Raw genomic sequence first — 25,645 nt, 5'->3', positions numbered from 1 at the left:
TTAAAGTTATTTATTTATGTTTTTACAAAGATTTACTGCATAAGAGATTGCCTTTATAAGGAGTCGACCTAATGCATATCCAATGCATTTCCCGGATATTTTTTATGTGAAAAATGCATATCGACTTGCGCCAACTTCGACACTTCATCGCCCTCGCCGAACAACGCAGCTTCGTCGCCGGCGCGCAGGCGGTGAACCTGTCGCAGTCGGCCTTCAGCCGCAGCATTCAGGCGCTGGAACACAGCGTTGGCTGCCAATTGGTCGATCGCGGGCGCAAGGATCTGCCGCCGACCAAGCAGGGTCAGGTGCTGCTCGAACACGCGCGGCGACTGGTCAGCGGCGCGCAGCAGATGGCCAACGAGATCAGTCAGTTCAATGGTCTGGAGGCCGGCGAACTGCGCTTCGGTTGTGGCCCGGCGCCGGCAGCCGGATTGATCCCGCGCGCCATCGGCGCGTTCATCGGGCGCTACCCGAAAGCGCGGGTGCAATTTCAGGTCGATGACTGGCAGAGCCTGAGCAAACGCCTGCTCAGCGAAGAGTTCGAATTCTTCGTCGCCGACACCCGACACTTCGAGGCCGATCCGGATTACCTCACCTATCGGTTACGCCCGCGCAAATGGCATTTCTGCTGCCGTGTTGGGCATCCGTTGGCGGCGTTTGAACGGGTCTCGGCCGAGCAACTGATGAGTTATCCACTGGCGGTGAGCATTCGTCCGCCGAACCTGCGCAAGGTCATCGTCGACCTCAGCGGCCGCCCGGACTTCACCCCCAATGTCGAATGCGAAAACAGCTCAAGCCTGCTCAGCGTGGTGCTGCGCTCGGATGCGATCGGGATTGTCGGGGCGTATTCCGATGCGCTGCATCAGGCCAAGGGTGAGCTGGTGTGTTTGCGGATCGAGGGTCTGGCGGATGATCTGGAAGAGCTGTACACCCGCTACGGGATTGTCAGTCGGGCGGGGTATCGGTTGTCGCCGCTGGCCGAGGCGATGATTGAGCAGATCAAGGCGATTGATGCGGTGGATGATGAGGTGTGTTCGCTGGAGAATTTTGCCGTCTGAGCCACCCTCTTCGCGAGCAAGCCCGCTCCCACATTTGGAATGCGTACTCCTGTGGGAGCGGGCTTGCTCGCGAAGGGGTCGCCACTCACACCGATGCATCCACTGCATAAAACCCATTCCCCAAATGCACTTGCCGAACACCCCTGCCGAAAGCGACAACCCTCGCCTGTCTTTCTGACCGGTGAACCCCATGCCCAACCCGCAAAACCCTGTGCGCAACGTGCTGTACATCATGTGCGATCAACTGCGCCGCGATTACCTGTCCTGCTATGGCCATCCGCATCTGCACACGCCAAATATCGATCGCCTGGCCGCCGCCGGCGTGCGCTTCAGCCGTGCCTACACCCAGGGCACGATCTGCGGCCCGTCGCGGATGTCGGCCTACACCGGGCGCTACGTCAGCAGCCATCAGGTCGCATGGAACGCCGTGCCATTGCCGCTGGAAGAGCTGACGATCGGCGACTACCTGCGCCCCCACGGCATTCGCACCGCGCTGGTCGGCAAGACCCACGCCACGGCCAATGTCGATGCCCTGCAGCGACTGGCGATCAGCCCGGACAGCGCACAGGCCGAGGTGCTCAACGAGGTCGGTTTCGAACCGTACTTTCGCCACGACGGAATCTTCCCCGACGACCCGTTGTTCGACGACAAACGCGAATCCGCACCCTACACCCATTACCTGCGCGAGCAGGGTTTTGACGGGCGCAATCCCTGGCACGACTGGGCCAACGCCGCCGAAGGCGAGAACGGCGAAATCCTCAGCGGCTGGCAGATGCGTCATGCGCATTTGCCAGCGCGAATTCCCGAGCAGTTCTCAGAGACTGTCTACACTACCAATCGAGCCATCGACTTCATCACCGAGCAAGGTGATAAATCCTGGTGTTTACACCTCTCCTACATCAAACCGCACTGGCCCTACATCGTACCGGCGCCATACCACGCCTTGTACAGTACGAAATCGATTCTCGAAGCGGTCCGCGCGACGCCCTCCGAAGCCAGCAAACACCCCGTATACACGGCGTTTCGTCAACATGAGGAAAGCCTCAACTTCTCCCGTGATTCAGTACGATTGAATGTAATCCCTACCTATATGGGCCTGATCAAGCAGGTGGATGACCAACTCGGGCGGCTGTTCGATTTTCTGCAGAGCCACGGACGTTGGGATGACACCTTGATCGTGTTCACCAGCGATCACGGCGACTTTCTCGGCGATCACTGGCTGGGCGAGAAGGAGTTTTTGCTCGAGCAAGCGGTGGGCGTGCCATTGATCGTGCGCGACCCGCGCGCGGCGGCGGATATCACCCGGGGTACGGTGGATGAGCGGCTGGCGGAAACCATTGATGCGTTGCCGACGTTTCTCCAGGCCCTGGGCCTGCCGGGGGCCGAGCATCGCCTGGAAGGACGCTCGCTGATCCCGCTGCTGCACGGCGAAAATCCCGACTGGCGCCGCTACGCGATCAGCGAATACGACTACGCATTTCAGGCCCCGGCGCGCGAGCGACTTGGCCAGCCGATCGACCGCTGTCGCATGACCATGGTGCGCAGCGAGCGCTGGAAATACCTGGCGTACGACGGCTTCCGGCCGCAGTTGTTTGATCTGCTGAATGATCCGCAGGAGTTGCGCGATCTGGGTGAGGACCCGGCATACGCGGCGGTGCGCGAAGAGCATGCGGGGTATCTGTTCGAATGGGTGCGCGGCTTGAAGCGGCGGACCACGATCAGTCATCAGGAGATCGATTTGCGCGGGCAGCGGTTTCGCTATGGCGAGCCTGAGACCGAGAAAGTCGTGCAGATTGGCGTTTGGTAAAAGAGCTTCGCGAGCAAGCCCGCTCCCACAGGGTTCTGTGTCGTTCACATCCACTGTGTTCAACACATTTCCACTGTGGGAGCGGGCTTGCTCGCGAAGAGGCCCGATCAGACGCCGACGAGCTCGGCACCTTTGATGGTTTGACTACGCTGCCCCGAAACCCCAACCGGAACTTCCCCCTTGAGCGTCACCCGCCGCACGATGCGATCCTGGGTGCCATAATCATCAATCGCATAATGCTGGGTCGAACGGTTATCCCAGATCGCCACGTCACCCGCCTTCCAGCGCCAGCGCACGGTGTTTTCCTGACGAATCACATGGCTCTGCAACAGGCCAAACAAGTGCGCCGAATCGGCCTGCGAATACCCCTTGATGCGTTTGACGAAGTGCCCCAGCAACAAGCTTTTCTCGCCGCTGATCGGGTGTACGCGCACCACCGGGTGTTCGGTCTCGTAGACGGTCGAGGTGAAGATCTTGCGATAGCGCTCAAGCTTCTCCGGCGACACGTCCGGCTTGGCCCCGGCGTAGTCGTATTCGTTGCTGTGTACGGCGACCAGTTTGTCCGCCAGCTCGCGCAGTTCGGTCGGCAGTTCGTTGTAGGCAGTCGCGGTGTTGGCCCACAGGGTGTCGCCACCGAAGGCCGGCGCCACCACCGAGCGCAGGATCGAGGCTTTCGGGTAGGCGTCGACGAACGTCACGTCGGTGTGCCAGGAGTTGGCGCGCTGGCCTTCGGCCCCGTCCAGCTCCAGCAGATAACGCGTGCCCTCACGCACCGGTACGGTCGGATGCGCCACGGGCTCGCCGAGCAGATGGGCGAAGGCTTCCTGGCGCTGATCGTCGAGCTGGGTCTGCTCGCGGAAGAACACCACCTTGTACTGGATCAGCGCCTGCTGAATGGCTTCGACCGTGGCGGCGTCCAGTTCACCGGACAGGTGCACGCCACGAATCTCGGCGCCGATACGGCCGGCCACCGGGTGGATTTCCAGCGCGTGGACAGCGGGTTTTACAGCGAGTGCGGCATTGCTCATGGGTAGACCCTCATCGACTGCTTGCGGTTGGCGGCAGCGAAACATCGCTCTATCTATATTCCATTTACATCTAATAGATATTCACATGCTTCGTTGACGGAATAAGAGCTTGCATTTAAAACCTCAAGCAACCCTCGTCGCAAATGCCTTCGAGCTATTTTTAGGATGCCGGAAAAGCATATGGATCTTCGCCAGTTGCGCTACTTCATCGCCCTCAACGAACACCGCAGTTTTGTTCGTGCGGCGGACGCCATGGGCATCACCCAACCGGCATTCAGCCGCAGCATTCAAGGGCTGGAGCAAGAGTTCGGCTGTGTGCTGGTGGATCGCGGCAACAAGGATTTGCGCCCGACGCCCGAAGGCCAGGTGGTGCTGCAACACGCCCTGACCCTGGTGCAAGGCGCGGCGCTGCTCAGCGCCGAAGTGACGCAGATGACCAAGCTCGATGCCGGTGAGCTGCACTTCGGCTGCGGCCCGGCCCCGGCGGTGAAACTGGTGCCGGATGCGGTGGCGCAATTCATCAACGCGCACCCGAAAGTGCGCACCTGTTTTCAGGTGGATAACTGGGAAAAACTCAGCCGTGCGCTGAGCCGTGAAGAGATCGAATTCTTCATCGCCGACATCCGCCACTTCGAAGCCGACCCGAACTTCCAGACCCAGGCCCTGACGCCCAAGCGCGGGGTGTTTTTCTGCCGGCCCGGGCACCCGCTGCTGGCCAAGGAAAGCCTGTCGACCAACGACATGTTCGACTACCCGCTGGCAACCACGCTGATCCCGCCGGGGATTCGCAAACTGCTGGCGAACCTCAGCGGCCGGATCGATTTTTCCCCGACCATCGAGACCGAGCACTTCCCGGCGCTGGTGAAAGTGGTGCTGCAATCGAATGCCATCGGCATCGGTACGGAAGAAGCGTTTTACGAGGACATTGCCCAGGGTTCACTGGCGCTGCTGCACTGGCGCAACCTGCCGCAGAACCTGGAGAGCATGAACGCGCGCTGCGGGATTGTCAGTCGTACCGGGTTTCGTTTGTCGCCGGCAGCGCGGGCGATGATCGAGACGCTGGTGGCGGTGGACAAGCAGGAAGTCAGCGTCGCGGTTTGAGGACGCCTTCGCGAGCAAGCCCGCTCCCACAGGGGACCGTTGTGAATACAAAATCTGTGTTCACTGAAGATCCTTGTGGGAGCGGGCTTGCTCGCGAAGAGGCCCGTCCAGACACTGAAGATTCAGAGCTTGGCCGCCGCCAGTTCAGGCGCCACCCAATCGCTGACCTTGAACGGCTTGCGAATCAGCTTCTGCTGCGCCGCCAGATCCACCGAGTCCTGCAATTTGCCGAGGAATACCGGGTCCAGCGTCGACGGGAACACTTCGCTGAGTTTCTGATCCTGCAGGTCCTGGGTCAGGATCACCGGTGGATAACTTGCCAGCCCCGACACCAGCTGCACGTAGGCATCCTTGTTGCTGTCCTGGGTCAGCCAATCCACCGCCTGCTGCTGCGCCTTGAGCAGTTTCGCCACGACCTCCGGATGCCCGTCGACAAACTTGCCGGCCCCCACCAGCACCGATTGCACGCTACCGGCGCCCCCCAAGTCCTTGGTGTTGAGCGGCAATTCGGCCAGCCCCTTGCTCTGCAAAGCGGCCAGACCTGAGCTGCCCCACGACGCATCAATCTGCTTGGCCGCCAGCGCGGCGGTGGCCCCGCTGAAGTCGAGATTGATCACCTTCAGATCCTTCTCGCTCAAGCCTTGACTGGCCAGCGCCGCATCAAACGACAACTGGGTGGCGGTGCCACGGAAGATCGCCACGCGCTTGCCTTTCAGATCCTGCAGGGTCTTGATCCCCGACCCCGGCACCACGCCCAGATACTGTTTCACCCCGCGCGCACTGGCGCTGAGCAAACGTGTGTCGAGGCCATTGGATTTGCCGATGATCGCCGCGAGGTCGCCCAGATACGCCAGATCGACCTGACCGTTGGCAAACGCCTCGTTGATCACCGGCCCGGCGCCCTTGAAGAAGCTCCATTGAATCTTGATGCCCTGATCGGCGAAGGCTTTTTCGAAGATCTGCCGATCACGCAGCACGTCCACCACACCGCCGCCGCTGTGCTGGGTGCCGGCGCTCAGGTCGGGCACGGCGATCCTGATTTCCTTGAGCTCGTCGGCCTGCGCGGTAAACGCCAGCAGGCCCGCCAACGCAGGGATGGCAAACAGACTGAAGACTCGTTTGAAGGGAAGGTTCATGGGTACGGCTCCTTGATCACGACGGGCGTTGAGGAGCCGAAAGTAGGCCGAAGCATGACCTTCGCTTAAATACTATAAATGCACATTTTTATAGCTTTTGACGCTAAGCAAGCAACGACGCGGGTTGCAGCGGCGTATGCATTAACAGCATCGAAAATATTCTTCGAATGCATTGGATGCGCGTCGGGCTGCAAGCCTTAAATGGTCTGGCTTATCTCTCAATAGAATTGATTTGAATTTTTATAGATCTAATTTGCATACACCGCTAGCCAAATGTGGGAGCGGGCTTGCTCGCGAAGGGGTCGCGTCATTCGCCATCACCGGCGCCTGACACTGCGCCTTCGTGAGCAAGCCCACTCCCACCAAGCAAAGCGGTTCGCCATGCAACCCGACAACGGAGGTCACCCATGGCCCGTGATTCCCTGCTCAGTCTGCCACTGCCGGCGCCGCCACTGAAAAGTCGGCGCGCGTGGCCGAGCCTCAACCAACGTCTGTTGCCATGGCTGCTGCCGATCAGCCTGTTCGCTTTGTGGTGGCTGGCCGCGCGCAATCAATGGATGAGCGAGCAGATCCTGCCGGCGCCATCGCTGGTGTGGAACAGCGCCATCGAGCTGTCCCAGGGCGAGCTGTGGAGTCATTTGTGGATCAGCCTGCAACGCCTGCTCTGGGGCTTGCTGGCAGGGATCTCTGCGGGCGCGGTGCTGGGTGCTGCGCTGGGCTTCAGCCGGCGTCTCGAACGCCTGGTTTTCCCCACGTTCGCCGGTCTGGCACAAGTGCCGACGCTGGCTTGGATTCCGCTGTTCATGGTGTTTTTCGGCATCGGCGAAGTGCTGAAACTGGTGGTGCTGATCAAGGCCATCGTGGTTCCGGTGACCCTGCACACCTTGGTCGGCGTTCGTGATGCGCAACCGAAACTGCGTGAAGCCGCCGCCGTATTACGCCTGCCGTCGTACCTGCTGATCCGGCGCCTGGTGCTGCCCGCTGCACTGCCGGCGTTCATGGCCGGCGTGCGTCTGGCCCTGGCTGCTGGCTGGACTTCATTGCTGGCGGTGGAGCTATTGGCGTCCAGCGAAGGCATCGGTTACCTGATGGTCTGGGCACGGCAACTGTTCATGCTCGACATCGTATTCGTGTGCATCGTGGTCATCGGTGTGCTCGGTGTAGCGATGGATCGCAGCATCGGATTTCTCGACCGCAAACTGGTGCACTGGCCGCACCCGGCGACTGCGGAAATCCGCCGTGGCCCGCGTTATGAAGGCTGGCAGCGGTTGCAACCGTGGCTGCTGCCACTAGGCCTGATTGGCGTCTGGCAAGTGGCGAGCGATCAGCAGTGGGTCGATGTGAATATTCTGGTCAGCCCGCTGGCGGTACTGGAAACGACCAGGAACGGTCTGCTCGACGGCACGCTGATCAGCGGCATGGCCTTGAGCCTCGGTCGTACCCTTGGCGGGTTGCTGCTGGGCGGCGGACTCGGTTTCGCCCTCGGCCTGTTGCTGGGTCTGTCGCGCACCAGCGAGCGGCTGCTCGGCCCGACCCTCGCCGCCATCCGCCAGATCGCGATTTTCGCTTGGGTGCCGCTGCTCACCGCTTGGTTCGGCTTGGGTGAATTGTCGAAGTGGGTGTTCGTCGCCCTCGCCGCGTTTTTCCCGCTGTTCATCGCCACCCAGCGCAGCGTCGCCAACCTCTCGCCACAACTCAACGAGGCCGCGCAGGTGTTGCGTTTGAGCCTCGGTCAGCGCCTGCGCCGACTGGTGCTGCCGGGTGCGGCGCCGGGGATTTTCGCCGGGCTGCGCCTGAGCCTGATCTACGCCTGGCTCGGCACCATCGGCGCCGAATATTTCATGCCATCCAACGGCGGCATCGGCAGCCAGATGATCGGCGCTCAACAACTGCTGCGCATGGACCTGATCATGGCCGGGATGCTGCTGGTCGGCCTCACCGGCGCCCTGCTCAACCTCATCGGCCAACGCCTGGAAATTCGCGCCACTCGCTGGAGACACGCATGAACGCACCGATTGTCAGCTTCACCCACGTAGGCAAATCCTTCGATGTCGACGGTTTCGAACTGGAGGCGATTCGCGAATTCAACCTCGACATCGCCGAGGGCGAATTCGTCGCCATTGTCGGCTCCAGCGGCTGCGGCAAATCTACCTTGCTGCGCTTGCTGGTGGGTCTGGATACGCAGTTTCGCGGGCAGATCAGCGTCGATGGCAAAGCCGTCAGCGGCATCGGCGGCGAGCGTGGCATCGTGTTTCAGGAGCACCGTTTGTTCCCGTGGCTGACGGTGGCCGACAACATCGGCCTCGGCCTGGTCAACGAACCATTGAGCGCCGCTGAAAAGCAGCAGCGCATCAACGATTTCATCGATCTGGTCGGCCTGCGCGATTTCACCCGCGCCTATCCGCACCAGCTCTCCGGCGGCATGGCCCAGCGCGTGGCGATTGCTCGCGGGCTGGTCGCCAGTCCACGGATCCTGCTGCTCGACGAACCGTTCGGCGCCCTTGATGCGTTGACCCGTCAGCAAATGCAGGACGAGCTGCTGGCGATCCGTAACCGGGCAAAAATCACCACGATCCTCGTCACCCACGACGTCGAAGAAGCGATCTTTCTGGCCGACCGCGTGGTGGTGATGGAGCCGCGTCCGGGGCGGATCAAGCAAGTGGTCGATATCGCCCTGCCGCACCCGCGCCAGCGCAGCAGTTTCGACTTCCATCAGTTGCGTGAAGAGCTGCTGCACGAACTGACCAGTGACGACCATTACCAACCGAGCCTGCCGGTCCAGATCCGCGATCTGCCGCTGTCGTTCATTGCCTGCTGAGAGGAGCTTTTCGATGCCGCAACGCCCCAACTTTCTGGTGATTCTGGCCGACGATCTCGGCTTCTCCGACATCGGCGCGTTCGGTGGCGAAATCGCCACGCCGAACCTCGATGCCCTGGCCAATAACGGCCTGCGCCTGACCGATTTCCACACCGCGCCGACCTGCTCGCCAACCCGCTCGATGCTGCTGACCGGCACCGACCACCACATCGCCGGCATCGGCACCATGGCCGAAGCGCTGACCCCGGAGTTGATCGGCAAACCGGGTTACGAAGGCTATCTCAACGACCGCGTTGTGGCCCTGCCCGAGCTGCTGCGCGAGGCCGGTTACCAAACCTTGATGAGCGGCAAATGGCACCTCGGCCTGACCGCTGAACTGGCGCCGCAGGCTCGCGGTTTCGAGCGTTCGTTCTCGCTGCTGCCGGGTGCGGCCAACCACTATGGTTTCGAGCCGACTTACGATGAACACACGCCTGGCCTGCTGAAATCGACGCCAGCGCTGTACATCGAAGACGACACCTTTATCGATGAACTGCCGAAGAATTTCTACTCGTCGGATGCCTTCGGCGACAAGCTGCTGCACTACCTCAAGGAGCGCGATCAGAGCCGGCCATTCTTCGCCTACCTGCCCTTCTCCGCACCGCACTGGCCGTTGCAGGCACCGGCCGAGGTGGTCGAAAAATACCGTGGCCGCTACGACGCCGGTCCCGAAGCCTTGCGCCTCGAACGCCTGGAAAAACTCAAGGCGCTGGGGCTGATCGAGCCGGATGTCGAGCCACATCCGCTGATTCAACTGAATGCGCAATGGGACGCGCTGAGTGATGAGCAACGACAGATTTCCGCGCGGGCCATGGAAGTCTACGCGGCCATGGTCGAGCGCATGGACTGGAACATCGGCCGGGTGGTCGATTACCTGCGCCAGCAGGGCCAACTCGATAACACCTTCATCCTGTTCATGTCCGACAACGGTGCCGAGGGCGCACTGCTGGAGGCGTTTCCCAAGTTCGGCCCGGAACTGCTGACCTACCTCAATCAGCATTACGACAACAGCCTCGACAACATTGGCCGCGCCAATTCCTACGTCTGGTACGGGCCGAGCTGGGCGCAGGTGGCGACCGCGCCGTCACGGCTGTTCAAGGCGTTCACCACCGAAGGCGGGATTCGCGTACCGGCACTGCTGCACTATCCGCAATTGCCGATCAAAGGGCAGATCAGCCACGGTTTCGGCACGGTGATGGACGTCACCCCGACCATTCTCGATCTGGCCGGCGTGCGCCATCCGGGCAAGCAATGGCACGGCAAACCGGTGGCGCCGCTGCGCGGTAAATCGTGGCTGGGCTTTTTGTCCGGCGAGACGGCGCAAGTGCACGACGAGCACACCGTCACCGGTTGGGAATTGTTCGGCCGTCGGGCAATTCGCCAAGGGTCGTGGAAAGCGGTGTGGATCCCCGGGCCGGTGGGGCCGGCGACCTGGCAGCTTTATGATCTGAGCAGCGATCCGGGAGAGATTCATGATCTGGCGGCGCATCAGCCGGACAAGCTCAACAGCTTGATCGGGCATTGGCAGCAGTATGTGGAGGAGACCGGGGTGATTCTCAGTGCTTCGCCGTTTCAGCCGGATTGAGGTTGCCTGATCCGGTGCCTTCGCGAGCAAGCCCGCTCCCACAGTTGGAATGCGTTCCCCTGTGGGAGCGGGCTTGCTCGCGAAGAGGCCCGCAAATTCACCATCAAGCCTGAGCCGTACGCGCCTCCTCCGCTACCACTTCATCCCGACGAACAAACCGGTTCGCCCGCCCAAACGTGCCGAAATCATTGAACCGAACGCCCATCTCACGCATCACCTTGTGCGCCACCGGCACGGTCATCTGCCGGATGTAAAACGGCTCCTTCACCACAAAATGGTGAATCCCGTGGCTGCTGCCAAAGTTGAAGCAGAACGCCTGCAACGGCCACAACCACCACGGGTTCAACACCTGGCATTGCTGCAGCACATTACCCGCCTCGATGTCGCCGTAGTAATGCATGTTCGAGCTGATGAAGTGCAGGCAAAAGGTGCGCAGCACATTCGGGCCGATGATCACCACTGCCGCGATGTCGATCACCTGCATCACCGACAGCGTGGTCGCCGACCATTCAATCGGTGAACCCATAAGGTAGGCGATGCCATTCGCCGCATGAAAACCGAGGAACACGTACCACGCGGCCCAATGCACCAGCGCCAGCGGCGCGTAGACCTTCAGGCTGCGTTTGATGATGCTGAATTTGTGCGCCCAGGTCTTGGCCCGCAGCATGCGGATGAACGCCGACATCACGTTATCGCCGACCATCAGCAAGCGCGCAAAACCCCATGGTTCGCCGTTGGTGATCGCCCGCTCCTCCATGTCGGTTTCGGTGCCGGAGACCTTGTGGTGATTGAGGTGCAGGTGACGGCGGATCCACGGATTGATCGTGCTCGGCCGCGCCAGCCACACCAGGCCCATCATCAGGTTGTGCGGCAGCCGTTGTTTGCGGAAATACATGCTGTGGATCAGGTCGTGTTCCAGCTCATGGGTCAAGGAGGCGAAAAACGCATTCAGCAGCAGACACACCCACCACGCCATGTGGCCAGTGATGTACAGCGCTGCCGAGCCGATCATCCCGGCCAGGGCGAAGGCCAGAATGCCGGCGCCGAGGGCATCCTGATGCTGCAGAATCGGATAGCGCTCACGCAGTTCGACACCCTTGGCCAGCACCACTTCACGAATATGCGCTGATCGCTGGGCAGCATTGTGTCGCGGGGGACTTGCAGAAGTACGGTCCATGCTTCCATCCTCTGGTTATTGATGTTCGCATCCTGCCTTGCGAAAGCTTTATTGATGATAGCCGTGAACGCCAACCTGTTGACCGGAAGCGCCAATCAGCATGAAGGAACCGACCTCTCTCGCCAGCTGGACCCGTGCCTTGCGCAAGCAACTCGATGCGCTGGGGCTGGACAGTCTCGGCCTGTGCCAGCAGGCCGGGCTCGACCCGCAGTTGATGGACGACCCGAACGCACGTTATCCGTTGTCCGGCACCACGCGCCTGTGGCAACTGGCGGTGCAGTTCAGCGGGGATCCGGCGATCGGCCTGCGGGTGTCGCGGTTCGTCAGCCCGACCACGTTCCATGCGCTCGGTTACGCGCTGGTGGCCAGCGGCAGTCTGCGCGAAGTGTTCGAACGCATCGTGCGTTATCACCCGGTGGTCAGCGATGCGCTGGAACTGGAGTTGAGCCGCAGCGATGACCGCTATCTGTTTCGTCTGAAAATTCCGTCAGGCAATCCGGCGCCGGCCTTCGAAGCCATCGACGCGTTTGCCGCGATCTACGTGCGTACCTGCCGCAATCGCCTGGGTCGCGATTACGCGCCGCTGGCGGTGTACCTGCGCCGCCCGGAACCGTCCGATGCGCATCAGTGGCACAAGGTGTTCCGCGCCCCGGTGCATTTCTCCTGCGCCGAAGATCGCCTGGAATTCGCCCTCGCCGACTTCGACAGCCACCTCGACGACGCCAACCCGGAATTGGCCGAACACAACGAAGCGGTGCTCAAGCGCACCCTGGCCCAGCTCAAACCGCTGACCTGGGAGCGCAAGGTGCGCGATGCCATCGAGGAGCAACTGCCCGAAGGCGAACCCAGCGCCGAACGCATTGCTCAAGCCTTGCACCTGAGCCTGCGCAGTCTGCAACGGCACTTGGCGGATGAGGGCTGCCGCTTCGACACGCTGCTCAACGAGAGCCGCGAAAACCTCGCGCTGCTGCACCTGCGCGATCCGCATTGTTCGTTGAGTGAAGTCAGCTACCTGCTGGGGTTTGCCGACACCAGCAGCTTCAGCCGCGCGTTCAAGCGCTGGACCGGGATGACGCCGGGGCAGTTTCGCGATCAGCTGCGCTGAACGTCAGCCCTTGATCAAGCTGCGTTGCAGGCCGGATGTCCACTGTTCGATCATCGCCTCGCCTACTTCGGCAAACTCGGGATGCTGGCGGCTGTGTCTGGCCATTTCCTCGATCGCCATCTGCATGCCATGAGCCACTTGTTGCAGTAATTCGTTGCAACGCGCCTCGGTCAGGTTGCATGCCGTGCGACCGAACCGCACCAACATCTTGTACTTGGGCCAGGCTTTCGAACCGCCCAGCAGCAGCGCCATGCTGTCGCTCTTGATATAAACCGACGTTGTGATGATGTCGTAAGCCGGCGCGAGCCTGACGGATGACTGCTCTGCACAATCCTCGTAAAGCACGCCAAAATTCTTCAGATGCGCATCACCATTTTTCAGCCCCGCAGACAACGCGACGATCTTGAAAAACGCTTCCAGGGCAGAGCCCAGCAACTGCGGCGAAACGAATGCCTTGATCTGCCGCGCGGCACCTTCATAGGAACCGTCGTATTTGGCCTTCGACGGCCACCCGTTCAGTACACAGAAATCTTCGAAACCGAGGTACCCCGAATCGCTCAGGTCAAAACGCTCGACCACCAGAAATTTGCCGCGCTCGCTGAGCTCGAATTTTGGCACTTCGAGACCGCAGTGCTGCGCCGCCCGCATACAGAAATATTCATTGGTTGCCAGCTGCGGATACTCTTCGGCGCGAAAGGCCTTGACCAGATGAGTCGCCCCCCGATGAGTCAGGCGATCAATCGCGGCGGCGCTGTCACGCACCAGCACTTTGGGCTGCACGCCTGACACTCCGGAATACTGACCGTAGGTCTGTAACAGATCTTCGAACAAGCCTTGAGCACCATCGTGCACCAGCAGATCGCGAAGGGATGTTGCGGGAGGCTGCTCGGTCGCCGGTGCGCAGGCAATTGCCAGACGGCCGAGCTGATGGGGCCCGACGATAGCCAACAAAGCAAAATCATCGAAGCCACGCACTGCTTTACTGAAGCGCCGCATCAACTCCTCACGCAGCGCGCCTTCGGGCAAGTTCATCTCGAAGACGGGGTGGATGCCATGTTCCCAGCCATAGCTGTCCAGGCGAGTGGGCATCGTCAGCGATACAGCATTGTCTGCGCTGGCATCTTCACGGTAGCTGAACACACTGTCGTCGCGAACCTGCCCGCGCCCCAGTGTCCCGACCACCTGTTCACCCACACGGATTTGCAACCTGTCCGGCGTTTCAGTCATGGAAATTCACTTTTTGCAGAGCGTCGAGGGTTGGGCGATTTGACTTCCGGGGAACGGCAATCAGCTCGTAACCGAAGCCATTAAGAATTGCTTCAACCTTGCGCAGCCCGATTTCGGAGACCGTATTGTTTTCGATCCCCGAGATAGTGGCGCGGCTCATGCCATATTGTTGAGCCAGTGCCTGCTGGGAGAGTTTGCGCGCCTTGCGCAAGCTTCTGATCAGTTCGCCGATCTGTTCCATTACGCATTACCTGCACTATTTACGATGCATTTATAAAGAAAAAAGCAATATGCATCGTATGCGATACACAGATAGACAAACTCTAGCGGAGTTTCAGAAGACTTGCACGGCGCATCATGGGCTCAGAACAAAACCCAGCTCAAACACAGTCCCAGTGACATCACTGCTCACCCGCACCCGCCCGCCATGCAATTGCATGATCGACTGCACAATCGCCAGCCCCAGCCCACCCGAGTCCCCAGGCTGCGTCCGTGAAGGGTCGACGCGATAGAAGCGGTCGAACAGTTTGCCCAGATGTTCTGGCGCGATCACCGGACCGTGGTTGTGTACCTGCAACCAGCACACGCCCGGTTCATCGCGGCGACGCAGGCTGATCAGCGTGCCTTCATCGGCGTGGCGCACCGCGTTGGCCAGCAGATTACCGAGGGCGCGCTGCAGCAGTTGCTGGTCGGCCAACAGTTCGCCGTGCAGCTGGTTTTCCAGGTGCAACTGGCGATCATCGGCCAGGGCTTCGAAGTAATCGCACAGCTCGCTGCCGACGCTGTGCAGATCCAGCGTTTGCAAGTCGAGCGCGCGCTCTGCCTGTTCGGCGCGAGCAAGGAACATCAGGTTCTCGGCCATGCGCTTGAGGCGTTCGAACTCTTCCATGTTCGAGGCCAGCAGCTCCTGATACTCCGCCGTGCTGCGCGGGTGGTTCAGCGCCTGGCCGTTGCTGGCGAGCAAGGTGTGCAACGGGGTGCGGATCTCATGAGCGAGGTCGGCGGAAAACTGCGACAGCCGCTGCACGCTGTCGTCCAGTCGCGCGAGCATGCCGTTGAGCGCCTGCACCGGTTCGAGCAGTTCGGCGGGGGTGCCGCTGGCGGGCAGTCGCTGGTCGAGGCTGCGCAGATCAATCCCGCGCACCGCCGCGCTCAACTGGCGCAACGGTTGCAGACCACGGCGCAGCAGCACCAGGCCCAGCGCGAACGCCAGCAGCGCGCCCAGCCCGACGGCCAGATACAAGCGCAAGCGATAACTGGCGAGCATCTGTTCACGTTCAGTGAGCACCTTGCCGGCGATCACCGTCAGCGGTTCGCCGTTCGGCCCTTGGGCGTCACCGGACAACAGCGCCAGCTCGGCGCCGTCCGGCGCTTGCCAGGTCAGCACATCGCGGCGCTGTGGCGTTTGCTCGCGCGCGATTGCGTTCAATGGCGGTAGGTCGCGCTGGCGCGGGTTGATCGCGATCACGTTCGAGCCATCGGCCCGCCGCACCAGCAACAGGCTGTCGAGGTTACCGAGCATGTTCTGGTACAGCCGTGGCCGCGCCTGCAAGGCGCCGAGGCTGTCGCTGTCGGCGAGCAAGGCGCGCACCTGCTCCAGTCGACCGAGCAACGCCAGATCATCCCGGTAGGCGATTTCCGAGGCCAGCGAGCGGTAGAGAAACACGCCAATCACGCTCAACACCAAAGCGCAAACAATCGCGAACGCCAGCGCCAGGCGCCAGGCGATCGACTTAGAGCGCATCGTCCGGCGCTTCCAGTTGATAGCCGACGCCGCGCACGGTATGGATCAGTTTCGGCATGTACGGGTCATCGACCTTGGCCCGCAAACGCCGCACCGCGACTTCGACCATGTTGGTGTCGCTGTCGAAATTCAGGTTCCACACCTGCGAGGCGATCAGCGTGCGCGACAACACTTCGCCCTGGCGGCTGGCGAGCAGTTGCAGCAGGGCGAACTCCTTGTTGGTCAGGGCAATGCGCTGACCGCCGCGACTGACCCGACGCCGTAGCACGTCGATTTCCAGATCGGCGATGCTGTAGGACTCGGCCTCGCGCAGCGGCCCGCGCCGCAATAACGTGCGCACCCGCGCGAGCAATTCGGCGAAGGCGAAGGGTTTGAACAGGTAATCATCGGCGCCCAATTCGAGGCCGCGCACGCGGTCTTCGATGGCGTCCTTGGCGGTCAGGAACAACACCGGGGTGGCGCCGCGCTGGCGGATCAGTTGCAGCAGCTGCCAGCCATTGAGGCCCGGCAGCATCACGTCGAGGATGATCAGGTCATATTCCTGCTGCTCGATGAAATAGCGCCCATCGAGACCATTGAGCGCCACGTCCACGGCAAAACCCGACTCGCCCAGGCCCTTGGCCAGGAAATTCGCGGTTTTGGCTTCATCTTCTACGACCAGCAAACGCATGGCACACCTCGATTGATCAGGCACACAGGCTAGGCGCCTTCGGCCCGATTGCCCATTACAAACTTGTAATCCGACTGACGGGGTTCTGACGAAGAGCGGCGGCTAAGGTGATGTCCTTCGCTTTCGGAGCCTGTCCATGACCGTCAAATACCTTGCAGCGAGCCTCGCCCTCGGCATCAGCGCCGGTGTTTTCGCCGCCCCTGAACTGCCGCGCCACGCTGACCTCGATCTGAAAACCGCACGCTTGCTGGCCGACACGGCGCTGAGCAACTGCACCGCCACGGTATCGGTGCTCGACCGTGGCGGCAACTTGCTGGTGACCCTGCGCGGCGATGGCATCGGCCCGCACAACACCGCTGCCAGCCAGCGCAAGGCCTACACCGCGCTGTCGACGAAAACCCCGACTCGGCTGTTCGCCGAGCGCGCCCGCAGCAATCCGGAAACCGCCAACCTCAACACCCTTGATGAGCTGCTGTTGCTCGGCGGCGGGATCCCGTTATTCGCCGCTGATGAACTGGTCGGCGCCATGGGCGTGGCCGGCTCCGGCGGCGGCGAGCAAGACGAAAGCTGTGCCATCAAGGCCGCCGAAAAGGCCGGCCTTACCCTCACCCGTTCCCAATAAGGAGACTGACCATGACCACCCTGCGCATGACCTTCGCCGCACTCGGCCTGAGTGCCTTCTCCAGCCTGGCGCTGGCCGCCGGCAACCCGCTGAGCGTGCACGTGCTCAACCTGGAAAACGGCCTGCCCTCGCCGGGCGTCAACGTGACCCTGGAAAAACACGTCGGCCAGAACTGGCAGCCACTGGCCCAGGGCACCACCAACGAGCAGGGGCGCATCGCCGAACTGTTCCCGGCCAAACAGCCTTTCGAGGCGGGCGAATACCGGGTGGTGTTCAAGACCGGCGAGTATTTCGAGAAGAACAAGCGCGAGACGTTTTTCCCGGAGATTCCGGTGATTTTCCAAGTGAAGCAGACTGACCAGCACTACCACATCCCGTTGCTGCTCAGCCCTTATGGGTTTTCGACCTATCGCGGCTCCTGAATCAACACAGATCAAAAATGTGGGAGCGAGCCTGCTCGCGAAGGCGTCGGTTCAGTCGACATCACCGTTGAATGACCCACCGCTTTCGCGAGCAGGCTCGCTCCCACAGGGGATCTCAGGTGCCTGTCAAATTGTGGCAAGCGCCCGCAATCGCTCGGCATCGAGAATCTCGATCTCGCCATACCCCAGCCCGATAATCCCCTGCCCCTGCAGATCCTTGAGGATCTGGTTGGTGGTCTGGCGTGACAACGACAACATCGACGCCAGCTGCTCCTGCGGCAGTTGCAGGACCCGGCGTGGCGCATCGATTTCGCCGTAGCCCTCGGAGATCATCAGCAAGCGATGGGCCAGGCGAGCCGGGGCCGGCAGCAGGCTCAACTGTTCGAGATTGATAAAGGTCAGGCGCAGTTTGTGGCTCATCAGCAACGCCAAGTGCCGCCAATACACCGGCTGTTCGTCGAGGATTTTCAGCAGCGTGGCCTGCGGGATATTCAGCAGGGTGCACGGCCCGACCGCGTAAGCATCGTGAGTGCGTGGCTGGCCATCGAACAGGCAGATTTCGCCGAACCAGTGCGGTGCCTCGACCAGGCTCAGCAACGCCTCCTTGCCCTGCTCGCTCACCGCCCCGATCCGGATCGCGCCGTCGAGCACCGCGTACAACCCGCAAGGCGGATCACCGCGCTGGAACAAGCGCTGCCCCGCCGTCAGCCGCCGCTCCCGAGCCGCCGCCAGCAGACTATCCTGAAAGGATGCCGGCAGATGACTGAACCATTGCCCGGTCAGCAGCCGTGAACGCTTATCCATGAACACTCCCAATTGTCGCCTGCCTGACAGAGCGAACGCCGAACCCGAGGCATGCTGCACGCACCCTACAGGAGGAACAACAATGAAAAGCCTCGTCGACCATCTCAGTCAATACGCCGCCTACCACCGCGACCCGCGCAACATCGCCAGCCACTTTATCGGCATTCCGCTGATCGTGGTGGCGGTGGCGGTGTTGTTGTCGCGACCAGAGTGGTCGCTGGGCGGCTTGTGGCTATCGCCGGCGGTGCTGCTGGCACTGGCGTCGGCGTGGTTCTACCTGCGCCTGGAAGTGAAACTCGGCGTGTTGATGACGGTGCTGATGGGCCTGTCGGTCTGGGCCGGGCACACGCTGGCGCAGCAGAGCACCATGGTCTGGCTGAGCAGCGGTCTGGCGATGTTTGTGATTGGCTGGGTAATCCAGTTTGTCGGGCACCACTACGAGGGGCGCAAACCGGCGTTTGTCGATGACGTGAGCGGGTTGATTGTCGGGCCGCTGTTTGTAGTGGCGGAAGTGGCTTTCCTGCTCGGGATGTGCCATGAGTTGAAAGAGCAGATCGAGGCGCGGGCGGGGGTGGTGCGGGTCAATCCGAATCGTGCAGCCGTGTAGAGCGCTTTCGCGAGCAAGCCCGCTCCCACAATGGAATGCGTTCCAAAGGTGGGAGCGAGCTTGCTCCGGGCGGCGATCCGACGAAGCTTTTGATCTTAAAGACTGGCGACTTTCTGCCAGACCTTCGGCTTGAAGAACAGCGTTTCACCCTTGGCCAGACCAATCAGGCTGTCATGGTCTTTCACCACTTCCGCCTCGATCAGATCGGTCTGCCCCTCCACCTTCAACGTCACTCGCGTGGTCGCACCCAACGGGCGAATATCGCGCACTTCAGCGGCGTGGTGATCTTCCAGCTCATGCTTGGACAACGACACTTCGTGCGGACGGAACAGCACATGGTTGTCGTCGCTGAGCAGCAAGCGGTTCGAATCACCGAGGAAGTGATAAACGAAATCGCTGGCCGGGTTTTCGTAGACGTCGCCCGGTGAGCCGATCTGCTCGATCACGCCCTTGTTCATCACCACGATGCGGTCGGCGACTTCCATCGCTTCTTCCTGGTCGTGGGTCACGAACACCGAGGTCAGGTTGATGTCTTCGTGCAGGCGCGCGAGCCAGCGGCGCAGCTCTTTACGCACCTTGGCGTCGAGGGCGCCGAACGGTTCGTCGAGCAGCAGCACTTTCGGTTCCACCGCCAAGGCACGGGCCAGGGCGATACGCTGACGCTGACCGCCGGACAGTTGCTCCGGATAGCGATCCGACAGCCAGTCCAGTTGCACCATGTTCAGCAGTTCGTGAACCTTGGTCGCGATCTGGCTTTCGCTTGGGCGCTGGTTTTTCGGTTTCATGCGCAGGCCGAACGCGACGTTGTCGAACACCGTCATATGGCGGAACAAGGCGTAGTGCTGGAACACGAAACCGACGTTGCGATCACGTACGTCGTGGCCGGAGACGTCTTCGCCGTGAAACACGATGTTGCCCTGATCCGGGGTTTCCAGGCCGGCGATGATCCGTAACAGCGTGGTCTTGCCGCAGCCGGACGGCCCGAGCAACGCCACCAGTTCACCGCTGTGGATATCCAGGCTGATGTTGTCCAGCGCCTTGAACGCATTGAAGTTCTTGCTGACGTTACGCACTTCGATCGACATGAATTATTCCTCCGCGGCGCTGGCGCGCAGGCGGTTGATACGGTTTTCGCTCCACTGCTTGAGCAGCAGGATGAAGAGCGCCAGGATCAGCAACAGGCTCGCCACGGCGAACGCGGCCACGTGGTTGTATTCGTTGTAGAGGATCTCGACGTGCAGCGGCAAGGTGTTGGTCACCCCGCGAATGTGCCCGGAGACCACCGACACCGCACCGAACTCACCCATGGCCCGCGCGGTACACAGCACCACGCCATAGATCAGGCCCCACTTGATGTTGGGGACGGTGACATGCCAGAACATCTGCCAGCCATTGGCGCCGAGCAGCCGCGCGGCTTCTTCTTCCTGCGTGCCTTGTTCCTGCATCAGCGGAATCAGCTCGCGGGCCACGAACGGCACGGTAACGAAGATCGTCGCCAGCACAATGCCCGGCAGGGCGAAGACGATCTGGATGTCGTGATCCTGCAGCCACGGCCCGAACAGGCCCTGAGCGCCGAACATCAACACGTAGACCAGACCGGCGATCACCGGCGACACCGAGAACGGCAGGTCGATCAGCGTCACCAGCATGCTCTTGCCACGGAACGAATACTTGCTCACGCACCACGCGGCACTAACCCCGAACACCAGGTTCAGCGGCACCGAGATCAGCACGGCGATCACGGTGAGTTTCAGCGCCGACAAGGCGTCCGGTTCAAAGATCGCAGTGAAGAACGCGCCGAGGCCATTCTTCAAACCCTGCGAAACCACGATGAACAGCGGCAACACCAGAAACAGGAAAAAGATCAGCCAGCCGAGACCGATCAGCACGCGCCGTGACGTAGCACTGCCGCGGCGCGCAGCGTTGGCCGAGGACGCGGCCGCAATAGACGATTGGGACATTTTCGCGCCTCCTTATGGGGTTTCGATGCGCCGCTGCAACAGGTTGATCAGCAGCAACAGGACGAAGGAAACCACCAGCATCAGCACGCCGATGGAAGTGGCACCGGTGTAATCGTATTGGTCGAGTTTGACCATGATCAGCAGCGGCAGGATCTCGGTTTTCATCGGCATGTTGCCGGCAATGAAAATCACCGAACCGTACTCGCCGACACCCCGAGCGAACGCCAGGGCAAAACCGGTCAGCCACGCGGGCAACAGCGCCGGCACCAGAATGTGACGGAACACCTGCAGCGGTTTGGCACCGAGGCAGGCGGCGGCTTCTTCGACTTCACGGGGAATGTCAGCCAGTACCGGCTGCACCGTGCGCACCACGAACGGCAGGGTGACGAAGGTCAACGCGAGGGTGATGCCCAGCGGCGTGTAGGCGATCTTGAAACCGAGGTCGGCGGCGAACTGGCCGACCAGACCGGTCGGGGTGTACAGCGCGGTCAGGGCGATACCGGCCACCGCCGTCGGCAAGGCGAACGGCAGGTCGATCATCGCGTCGATCACCTTGCGTCCCGGGAACGTGTAGCGCACCAGTACCCAGGCCAGCAGCGTACCGATGATGCCGTTGATGATCGCTGCACACAGCGCCGTGCCAAAGCTCAGCTTCAAGGCGGCGAGCACGCGCGGCGCGGTGATGATCGTCCAGAACTGATCCCAGGTGAGTTGAGCGGCGTGGACGAACATCGCCGCCAGCGGGATAAGCACAATCAGGCTGAGGTACACCAAGGTGTAGCCCAGCGTCAGCCCGAAGCCGGGTATGACGGGGGAGATACGACGCGACATAAAAGTCCTTGGTTAAAAACGCATCAATGTGGGAGCGAGCCCTGTGGTGAGGGGATTTATCCCCGACCGACTGCGAAGCAGTCGCAAAACCAGAGTTCGCGGTAGATTTGATTCACCGCAAAGGTCGGCATTGGGGCTGCTGCGCAACCCATCGGGGATGAATCCCCTCACCACAAAAGCTCACTCCCACATCTCAAGTGCCTAAACTTCAGGCTCATTGTGGGTCAGATTACTGCGCCTGATAGATCTGGTCGAACACGCCACCGTCGTTGAAGAATTTCGGCTGCGCGGATTTCCAGCCGCCGAAGTCCTTGTCGATGGTCACCAGTTCCAGTTTAGGGAACTGTTGGGCGTACTTCGCCGCCACGTCCTTGTCACGCGGACGGTAGAAGTTCTTCGCCGCGATCTCCTGACCAGCCGGGCTGTACAGGTGTTTCAAGTAGGCTTCGGCGATCTGCTCGTTGCCCTTCTTCTCGGCGTTCTTGTCGACCACGGCCACCGGTGGCTCGGCAAGGATCGACAGCGAAGGCACAACGATGTCGAACTTGTCGGCGCCGCCATCTTCTTTCAGCGCCAGGAACGCTTCGTTTTCCCAGGCCAGCAACACGTCACCCTGACCGTTGTTGACGAAGGTGATGGTCGAGCCGCGAGCACCGGTGTCCAATACCGGCACGTGCTTGAACAGGGTCTGTACATATTCTTTGGCTTTTTCTTCGCTGCCGCCGTTGGCTTTCAGGCCATAGGCCCACGCGGCGAGGAAGTTCCAGCGTGCACCACCGGAGGTTTTCGGGTTCGGGGTGATCACCGAAACGTCGTTCTTGACCAGGTCGCCCCAGTCCTTGATGCCTTTCGGGTTGCCCTTGCGCACCAGGAACACGATGGTCGAGGTGTACGGGGTGCTGGCATCCGGCAGACGCTTCTGCCAGTCGGCCGGCAGGGTCTTGCCGAGCTTGGCGATTTCGTCGATGTCGCCGGCCAGGGCCAGGGTCACGACGTCGGCACGCAGACCGTCAATCACCGCCCGGCCCTGCTTGCCTGAACCGCCGTGGGATTGCTGGATTTTCACGGTGTCGCCGGCATGATCCTTCTGCCAGAACTTGATGAATTCGGCGTTGTAGTCCTGATACAGCTCGCGCGTCGGGTCGTACGACACATTGAGCAGTTCGTAATCCTTGGCAACCGCGGAACCGGCAAACACGGCACTGGCCAGCGCGGCCAAAGCGTAACGGCGAATCGACGACATGGTGAAAGCTCCTGGAATTCTTGGTGGTGGCTTTTTCTTATGTGTTGCTGGAATCGGGTGCTCATTCAAAGATCGCCGCCTGCGCCAGCGCTTGCGCACAGCCCCCTGCAAAAGCTGGCGCAGGCTGCGATCTTTTTCAGCTCGGCTTGTTACCCGGCTGCTGCAAACGGAATTTCTCTTTGCGTTCGATCTGCACGACTTGAGCGTTGTGCACAGTGATCTCCACCGCGCCAAATCGCAGATCGCGCAGGGCGCTCTGGATCTCACGCAAAATGGTGGTTTCGTCCTGACCGTCAACGCTGCGAAGGGATGCGCTCATGGTGCTGCTCCTTTGAATGGGAAATGCCTGGCAGTGGGCGGCACTGCGTTCGGCGTGGGAGCAATATAAGAGAGGCGCAGATATTCTTAAAAAGACTATTTAAGAATGTTTATATAACTGGAAAACATTATCTGACGGAGCAAGGGTTTGCGCGGTGTTCCCGCTTCGAAAGAACACCGCCCCCCCTGTGGCGAGGGAGCTTGCTCCCGCTCGAGTGCGCAGCGCTCGCCGTTTTTTTGGGCCTGCTACGCAGTCCAGCGGGAGCAAGCTCCCTCGCCACAGAATCGGACTCAATCGATAAACGGTGCCCGCGCCCAATCAATCTCCCCCGCCGGCACCGGCCGCCCAAACCAGTAACCCTGCCCCAGATCACATTCCTGCTCCAGCAGAAACGCCGCCTGCTCGGCCTGCTCGATGCCTTCGGCATGCACCTGCATGCCCATGCTGCGAGCCAGGGCGATGATCACCCGGACGATCGCCGCATCATCCTCGTCCCACGGCAGACCGGCGACGAAACCCTGATCGATCTTCAACTTCTGCACCGGCAGGCGCTTGAGCCGCAGCAGCGACGAGTACCCGGTGCCAAAGTCATCAATCGCCAGGCGAATACCCAACTCACGCAGACGATGCATCTGCTCCAGCGCCACTTCCGGGTCATCCATTACCGCGCTTTCGGTGACTTCCAGTTCCAGATACGCCGGATCCAGCCCGGTCTCGTGCAGCACCTGCGCCACCTGCTGGTACAGCTCACGCCGGGCAAACAGGCGCGACGACACATTCACCGCCACAAACGACAACACCACCCCGGCCTGCTGCCATTGGCACATCTGCGAACACGCCTGGCGCATCACCCAGGCGTCGATTTCGGCAATCAGCCCGGTGCGTTCGGCAATCGGGATGAATTCCGCCGGTGACACCAGACCACGCTGCGGATGCTCCCAGCGCACCAGCGCTTCGACGCCGATCAGCCGACTGCTGTGCAAATCGTGAACCGGTTGGTAATAGACGCGCAGCTCCTGCTGTTCCAGCGCGCGACGCAGCTCGAAGGCAATCTCGACCCGTTGCTGCGCATGCGCGGTCAACTCTTCGGTGTACAGCGCGTAGCCGTTACGCCCGCTGCTCTTGGCCTTGAACAGCGCGGCGTCGGCATTGCGCAGCAATTGATCGGCACTCAATGCATCGCTGGGGAACAGGCTGATACCGATACTGGCGTTGATGAACAGCTCATGCCGATCGATGCAGAAGCGCTCCTTGAGCGCATCGAGAATGCGTTGGGCCAGCGCCGCCGCCTGAACCAGCTGTGGACAACTCTCCGCCAGCACCGCGAACTCGTCACCGCCAAGCCGCGCCAGGGTAATCCCCGGGCCAAACAGTTCCTGCAGGCGCGCCGACACCGCTTTTAGCAGGCGATCTCCAACGTTGTGCCCGAGGCTGTCATTGATCATCTTGAAGTGATCCAGATCGATCAGCAGCAGGGCGCAGCCACGTTTGTGGATCTGCGCCGACGCCAGCGCCTGCTCGGCGCGGTCGCTGAACAACAGACGATTGGGCAGATCGGTCAGCGGGTCGTGGTGGGCAAGGTGCTTGAGTTCGTGTTCGGAGTCCTTGATGGCACTGATGTCGGAAAACACTGCCACGTAGTGACTGAGCCGGCCCTGATCATCGTTAATCACGCGGATGGTCTGCCACTGTGGATAAATCTCGCCGCTTTTACGCCGGTTCCAGATTTCTCCGCTCCATTCACCCTCCGCCTCCAACGTGGCGAACATCGCCTGATAGAAGCCCGGCGGATGGTGGCCGGACTTGAACAGGCTCGGTTGATGCCCGAGGACTTCTTCGCGCTGATAGCCGGTGATCTCCATGAACGCGCGGTTGACGTGCACGATCAGGCCCTGACGGTTGGTGACCAGCACGCCTTCTCGGGTGCAATCGAACACCGCTGCCGCCTGGCGCAGGCGCTCGCGATCAGCCTGCCGCTCACGCAACCGCGCGCCGATGCCGAGAAACTCGCACAAGCGCACGCGGGCCAGAAAAATCAGCCCGGCACTGAGCGCCGCCCAGACGTAACCGTTGATCAGTTGCCAGCGCAGTTGATCGACGGACTCATCGAAGAAATTGTTTAATAAATAACCAGTACCTTGCAGCCAGACGGCGGCAAGCACGAGATAGAGCAGCGCTGCACGCAAGGCATCGCGATAAGTGGCAGACATTCGGCTGTCCATGTCCCTACAAAAAGGTTGGAATTATAGGTCAAGAAACATCCAGCGACTCTTATCTGAAAGGGCGACTGGTTTTATCTGTGTGCTTGGTGATAATGCAACGGCTGTTTTTATCTTTATCG

General features: G+C 61.1%; 24 protein-coding genes and 1 pseudogene. 11 read left to right on the top strand and 14 right to left on the bottom strand.

The window, feature by feature from the left end:
- Nucleotides 1-113 precede the first annotated feature (113 nt).
- Together M0814_RS13075 and M0814_RS13070 are read left to right on the top strand one after the other, a co-directional pair.
- A complete protein-coding gene (locus M0814_RS13075; protein WP_103485226.1) occupies nt 114-1,058 on the top strand; it encodes a LysR family transcriptional regulator in 945 nt (314 codons plus the stop codon).
- Between the two features lie 190 nt (nt 1,059-1,248).
- A complete protein-coding gene (locus M0814_RS13070; protein ID WP_103485227.1) occupies nt 1,249-2,865 on the top strand; it encodes an alkaline phosphatase family protein in 1,617 nt (538 codons plus the stop codon).
- Nucleotides 2,866-2,972: 107 nt separating this feature from the next.
- Here M0814_RS13070 and M0814_RS13065 read toward each other — a convergent pair whose 3' ends face one another.
- Complete coding sequence (locus M0814_RS13065) at nt 2,973-3,893, bottom strand: TauD/TfdA family dioxygenase (RefSeq protein WP_103485228.1); 921 nt, start codon at nt 3,891-3,893, stop codon at nt 2,973-2,975.
- 180 nt (nt 3,894-4,073) lie between these two features.
- Between M0814_RS13065 and M0814_RS13060 the strand changes: the two genes are divergently transcribed.
- On the top strand, nt 4,074-4,994 hold the full coding sequence (locus M0814_RS13060) for a LysR family transcriptional regulator (RefSeq protein ID WP_045122247.1): 921 nt from the start codon (nt 4,074-4,076) through the stop codon (nt 4,992-4,994).
- Nucleotides 4,995-5,116: 122 nt separating this feature from the next.
- Here the strand turns inward: M0814_RS13060 and M0814_RS13055 are convergent, their stop codons facing one another.
- On the bottom strand, nt 5,117-6,130 hold the full coding sequence (locus M0814_RS13055; RefSeq protein WP_003220542.1) for an ABC transporter substrate-binding protein: 1,014 nt from the start codon (nt 6,128-6,130) through the stop codon (nt 5,117-5,119).
- Nucleotides 6,131-6,537: 407 nt separating this feature from the next.
- On the opposite strand from M0814_RS13055, the gene M0814_RS13050 reads away from it, so the two are divergent.
- Genes M0814_RS13050 through M0814_RS13040 form a run of 3 tightly spaced genes read left to right on the top strand, consistent with a single transcriptional unit; the run spans nt 6,538 to nt 10,572 of the window.
- Nucleotides 6,538-8,136, top strand: coding sequence for an ABC transporter permease (locus M0814_RS13050; protein ID WP_103485230.1), 1,599 nt, complete (start codon nt 6,538-6,540; stop codon nt 8,134-8,136).
- A complete protein-coding gene (locus tag M0814_RS13045; RefSeq protein WP_103485231.1) occupies nt 8,133-8,948 on the top strand; it encodes an ABC transporter ATP-binding protein in 816 nt (271 codons plus the stop codon). Before M0814_RS13050 ends, M0814_RS13045 begins: the two co-directional genes overlap by 4 nt.
- A 13-nt stretch (nt 8,949-8,961) precedes the next feature.
- The gene (locus tag M0814_RS13040) at nt 8,962-10,572 is read left to right on the top strand and encodes an arylsulfatase (protein WP_103485232.1); all 1,611 of its coding nucleotides are present in this window, start codon (nt 8,962-8,964) and stop codon (nt 10,570-10,572) included.
- Between the two features lie 103 nt (nt 10,573-10,675).
- Here M0814_RS13040 and M0814_RS13035 read toward each other — a convergent pair whose 3' ends face one another.
- On the bottom strand, nt 10,676-11,749 hold the full coding sequence (locus tag M0814_RS13035; protein ID WP_103485233.1) for a fatty acid desaturase: 1,074 nt from the start codon (nt 11,747-11,749) through the stop codon (nt 10,676-10,678).
- Between the two features lie 100 nt (nt 11,750-11,849).
- Between M0814_RS13035 and M0814_RS13030 the strand changes: the two genes are divergently transcribed.
- Nucleotides 11,850-12,854 carry an AraC family transcriptional regulator gene (locus M0814_RS13030; RefSeq protein WP_003220532.1) on the top strand — a complete coding sequence of 335 codons (1,005 nt, stop codon included), beginning with the start codon at nt 11,850-11,852 and terminating at the stop codon, nt 12,852-12,854.
- A gap of 3 nt (nt 12,855-12,857) precedes the next feature.
- Here the strand turns inward: M0814_RS13030 and M0814_RS13025 are convergent, their stop codons facing one another.
- The 4 genes from M0814_RS13025 to M0814_RS13010 form a co-directional block, all read right to left on the bottom strand.
- Complete coding sequence (locus M0814_RS13025) at nt 12,858-14,081, bottom strand: type II toxin-antitoxin system HipA family toxin (RefSeq protein WP_103485234.1); 1,224 nt, start codon at nt 14,079-14,081, stop codon at nt 12,858-12,860.
- Entirely contained in the window at nt 14,074-14,322 is a 249-nt protein-coding gene (locus tag M0814_RS13020; RefSeq protein WP_003220528.1) for a helix-turn-helix transcriptional regulator, read from the bottom strand. Before M0814_RS13020 ends, M0814_RS13025 begins: the two co-directional genes overlap by 8 nt.
- A 114-nt stretch (nt 14,323-14,436) precedes the next feature.
- Nucleotides 14,437-15,825, bottom strand: a complete 1,389-nt coding sequence (locus tag M0814_RS13015; protein ID WP_103485235.1) for a heavy metal sensor histidine kinase — start codon at nt 15,823-15,825, stop codon at nt 14,437-14,439.
- Nucleotides 15,815-16,495, bottom strand: a complete 681-nt coding sequence (locus M0814_RS13010) for a heavy metal response regulator transcription factor (RefSeq protein ID WP_103485236.1) — start codon at nt 16,493-16,495, stop codon at nt 15,815-15,817. The genes M0814_RS13015 and M0814_RS13010 overlap by 11 nt, the downstream gene beginning before the upstream one ends.
- Before the next feature lie 136 nt (nt 16,496-16,631).
- Here M0814_RS13010 and M0814_RS13005 point away from each other — a divergent pair, with 136 nt between their 5' ends.
- The 3 genes and pseudogenes from M0814_RS13005 to M0814_RS12995 all read left to right on the top strand — a co-directional run.
- On the top strand, nt 16,632-17,117 hold the full coding sequence (locus M0814_RS13005) for a heme-binding protein (protein WP_103485237.1): 486 nt from the start codon (nt 16,632-16,634) through the stop codon (nt 17,115-17,117).
- An 11-nt stretch (nt 17,118-17,128) separates the two neighbouring features.
- Nucleotides 17,129-17,539: a hydroxyisourate hydrolase gene (gene uraH, locus M0814_RS13000; protein ID WP_097086822.1), complete on the top strand. Its 411-nt coding sequence runs from the start codon at nt 17,129-17,131 to the stop codon at nt 17,537-17,539.
- Nucleotides 17,511-17,660, top strand: a pseudogene (locus M0814_RS12995) (metal ABC transporter ATP-binding protein); the annotation flags it as partial. The gene uraH and the pseudogene M0814_RS12995, both read left to right, overlap by 29 nt.
- Nucleotides 17,661-17,665: 5 nt before the next feature.
- Here the strand turns inward: M0814_RS12995 and M0814_RS12990 are convergent.
- Nucleotides 17,666-18,343, bottom strand: coding sequence for a Crp/Fnr family transcriptional regulator (locus M0814_RS12990; protein ID WP_103485238.1), 678 nt, complete (start codon nt 18,341-18,343; stop codon nt 17,666-17,668).
- 82 nt (nt 18,344-18,425) lie between these two features.
- Here M0814_RS12990 and M0814_RS12985 point away from each other — a divergent pair, with 82 nt between their 5' ends.
- The gene (locus M0814_RS12985; RefSeq protein WP_103485239.1) at nt 18,426-18,950 is read left to right on the top strand and encodes an Mpo1-like protein; all 525 of its coding nucleotides are present in this window, start codon (nt 18,426-18,428) and stop codon (nt 18,948-18,950) included.
- Nucleotides 18,951-19,045: 95 nt separating this feature from the next.
- Here the strand turns inward: M0814_RS12985 and M0814_RS12980 are convergent, their stop codons facing one another.
- The 6 genes from M0814_RS12980 to dibA form a co-directional block, all read right to left on the bottom strand.
- The gene (locus M0814_RS12980) at nt 19,046-20,035 is read right to left on the bottom strand and encodes a sulfate ABC transporter ATP-binding protein (RefSeq protein WP_003220514.1); all 990 of its coding nucleotides are present in this window, start codon (nt 20,033-20,035) and stop codon (nt 19,046-19,048) included.
- A gap of 3 nt (nt 20,036-20,038) precedes the next feature.
- The gene (gene cysW, locus M0814_RS12975; RefSeq protein ID WP_003220512.1) at nt 20,039-20,911 is read right to left on the bottom strand and encodes a sulfate ABC transporter permease subunit CysW; all 873 of its coding nucleotides are present in this window, start codon (nt 20,909-20,911) and stop codon (nt 20,039-20,041) included.
- Between the two features lie 12 nt (nt 20,912-20,923).
- Nucleotides 20,924-21,742 carry a sulfate ABC transporter permease subunit CysT gene (gene cysT / locus M0814_RS12970; protein ID WP_003220511.1) on the bottom strand — a complete coding sequence of 273 codons (819 nt, stop codon included), beginning with the start codon at nt 21,740-21,742 and terminating at the stop codon, nt 20,924-20,926.
- 229 nt (nt 21,743-21,971) lie between these two features.
- Nucleotides 21,972-22,985 (bottom strand): sulfate ABC transporter substrate-binding protein, encoded by a 1,014-nt coding sequence (locus M0814_RS12965; RefSeq protein ID WP_027611146.1) that lies wholly within the window; start codon nt 22,983-22,985, stop codon nt 21,972-21,974.
- A gap of 136 nt (nt 22,986-23,121) precedes the next feature.
- Nucleotides 23,122-23,304, bottom strand: coding sequence for a sulfur starvation response protein OscA (gene oscA / locus M0814_RS12960; protein ID WP_003220508.1), 183 nt, complete (start codon nt 23,302-23,304; stop codon nt 23,122-23,124).
- Nucleotides 23,305-23,594: 290 nt separating this feature from the next.
- Nucleotides 23,595-25,514: a phosphodiesterase DibA gene (gene dibA, locus M0814_RS12955; protein WP_103485240.1), complete on the bottom strand. Its 1,920-nt coding sequence runs from the start codon at nt 25,512-25,514 to the stop codon at nt 23,595-23,597.
- Between the last annotated feature and the right edge of the window lie 131 nt (nt 25,515-25,645).

Source organism: Pseudomonas sp. MWU12-2020 (genome assembly GCF_023100605.1).
GTDB classification, from domain to species: domain Bacteria; phylum Pseudomonadota; class Gammaproteobacteria; order Pseudomonadales; family Pseudomonadaceae; genus Aquipseudomonas; species Aquipseudomonas fluorescens_H.
Note: the sequence above shows the minus strand (reverse complement) of the source record. Positions and strands in the feature narration are given on the sequence as shown.